The organism is Burkholderia sp. Se-20378, assembly GCF_017104665.1.
Taxonomy (GTDB): Bacteria; Pseudomonadota; Gammaproteobacteria; order Burkholderiales; family Burkholderiaceae; genus Burkholderia; species Burkholderia lata.
This window is the reverse complement of sequence record NZ_JAAGPG010000992.1, coordinates 1-1,649: the sequence shown is the minus strand read 5'-3', so window position 1 is coordinate 1,649 and position 1,649 is coordinate 1. Positions and strand designations below refer to the sequence as shown.

The 1,649-nt window shown below is 70.3% G+C and carries 3 protein-coding genes; 2 read left to right on the top strand and 1 reads right to left on the bottom strand.

Translation table 11 applies throughout. From position 1 onward, the window contains the following. Positions 1-85 precede the first annotated feature (85 nt). Positions 86-385: a hypothetical protein gene (locus G3N93_RS39650; RefSeq protein ID WP_206135489.1), complete on the bottom strand. Its 300-nt coding sequence runs from the start codon at positions 383-385 to the stop codon at positions 86-88. 141 nt (positions 386-526) lie between these two features. Between G3N93_RS39650 and G3N93_RS39645 the strand changes: the two genes are divergently transcribed. Both G3N93_RS39645 and G3N93_RS39640 read left to right on the top strand, forming a co-directional pair. After that, positions 527-775, top strand: a complete 249-nt coding sequence (locus tag G3N93_RS39645) for a hypothetical protein (RefSeq protein WP_206123520.1) — start codon at positions 527-529, stop codon at positions 773-775. Positions 776-1,147: 372 nt separating this feature from the next. Further along, positions 1,148-1,579 carry a CBS domain-containing protein gene (locus tag G3N93_RS39640; protein ID WP_174937877.1) on the top strand — a complete coding sequence of 144 codons (432 nt, stop codon included), beginning with the start codon at positions 1,148-1,150 and terminating at the stop codon, positions 1,577-1,579. Positions 1,580-1,649 lie beyond the last annotated feature (70 nt).

The following is a 1,649-nucleotide window of genomic DNA, read 5'->3' as shown; positions in this document are numbered from 1 at the left end:
CTCGATGGCGCCGTCCTCGCGCGCAAGCGGCGTGCCCGCGTCTACGCCGCCCGGGCGCCCGCGCCGGTCGGACGCGGCCATGCGCTCAATCGTCGTACGCCGCCATCACCAGCCACATCGTGCGGCCCTCCGCGGTCAGCCGCACCGCGAGCGCGAACCGGTCGGACGGCGTGCATTCCGCGACGAGCACCCGCTGCGCGCGCTCGGGGCCGTCGTAGACGGTGTCGTTCAGTTCGCGTAGCTCGTCCTTGCCGTCGAACATGCGCCGCTCGGGCCGATAGATCCGCGACTCACGCTTCCACGTGTCGAAACGCTCGCGCACGTGGGATAAATCGCCGCCGCATACGTTCGCGTCGTAACGTATCCTTTTCCTGGATGCCTTCATCACGATGTCCTCTCGTCCACGCCGACGACGCGCGTGGCTGCGCCGCGCCCCGTGCGGTTTCGCCGACGTGCAAGCGTCGTGCCGTCGGCCCCGCGCAGGCATGGCGCTTGCGCCCGTATCCATGACCAAGGAGGTTCGACCATGACCGTTCACGCCCCCGGCCGCCACCACGCCGTGTCACCGGCTGCCGGACTGCTCTGGCTCGCCACGTCGCGCCCGCCGTCCGAAGACAAGACGGAGGAACGCATCGACGAGGGACTCGAGGAGACGTTTCCGGCCAGCGACCCGCCCGCCGTTGGCGGCGCGACCCGTATCGATCCTGCCAAGCCGTCCAGCGAGCACGAACGCCGCGCGCCGCACGTCCCTTCCCCGCCCCCCGATCACGGCTGACGGCGGCAACCGGCCCGCGCTGCGCGGCGGCGCAGCGGCGTGCCGGAGCCATTCGGAGTTGATCTGATGAAACGCCTTGAACGCAGATGGCATGAAATCAGCGGCGCCGCCGGCGTCGCAGCGCTGGCGGCGATCGAAAGCGCGGTGGTGCTCGCGATCGTCGCGATGACGGGCATCGGCCACTGACGTCCTGCCCCGCCCGTTCGCGGCTGCCGCCGTGGAAGATGTACAAGCGGGCTGGCAAATTTCTCCGTCGCCTGGCCGCCGGGAGCCTGTTCACGCCAATGACGGGCTTGCGCTGGCCCGGCGTGTGCAGCCCGCGCGCGGCACGCCATCTGCTCCCGAATCGTCTTGCTCACGAAGGAGGCGTTCATGTATCGCGTCATCGAGATCATGTCGCGCGACGTGGTGTGCGTCGCGCCGACCGACACGATTCGCCACGCGGCCGAACTGATGCGGCGCTTCGATATCGGCGTGCTGCCCGTTTGCGACGGCCCCGAACTCGTCGCGATCGTGACCGACCGCGACCTCGCGGTGCGCGGACTGTCGCACGGCCATTCGTCCGATACGCCCGTGCAGGCGGTCGCGTCCAGGCCCGTGCAGTGGTGCGTTGAGGACGATGGGGTCGGCGACGTCCAGCAGCGGATGGCCGACGTGCAGTTGCATCGGTTGCCCGTGCTCGACCGCAACCGGCGGCTGGTCGGCATCGTGTCGCTCGGCGACATCGCGACGCGCGCGGGCGGCCCCGAGCGCGACGAGCTGGCCAATACGCTCGAGGACGTGTCGCTGCCGCGCCGGCGCTGACCGGCGCCCGTTCATGCCGCGTGGCCCGCCCGGGTGCCGCTTCGACCAGGAGGTGTTCGATGACAACGGA

Bases quoted from the DNA above. Each gene is read 5' to 3' on its own strand.
- G3N93_RS39650 (WP_206135489.1), bottom strand. From the start codon at position 385: ATGAAGGCATCCAGGAAAAGGATACGTTACGACGCGAACGTATGCGGC.
- G3N93_RS39645 (WP_206123520.1), top strand. From the start codon at position 527: ATGACCGTTCACGCCCCCGGCCGCCACCACGCCGTGTCACCGGCTGCC.
- G3N93_RS39640 (WP_174937877.1), top strand. From the start codon at position 1,148: ATGTATCGCGTCATCGAGATCATGTCGCGCGACGTGGTGTGCGTCGCG.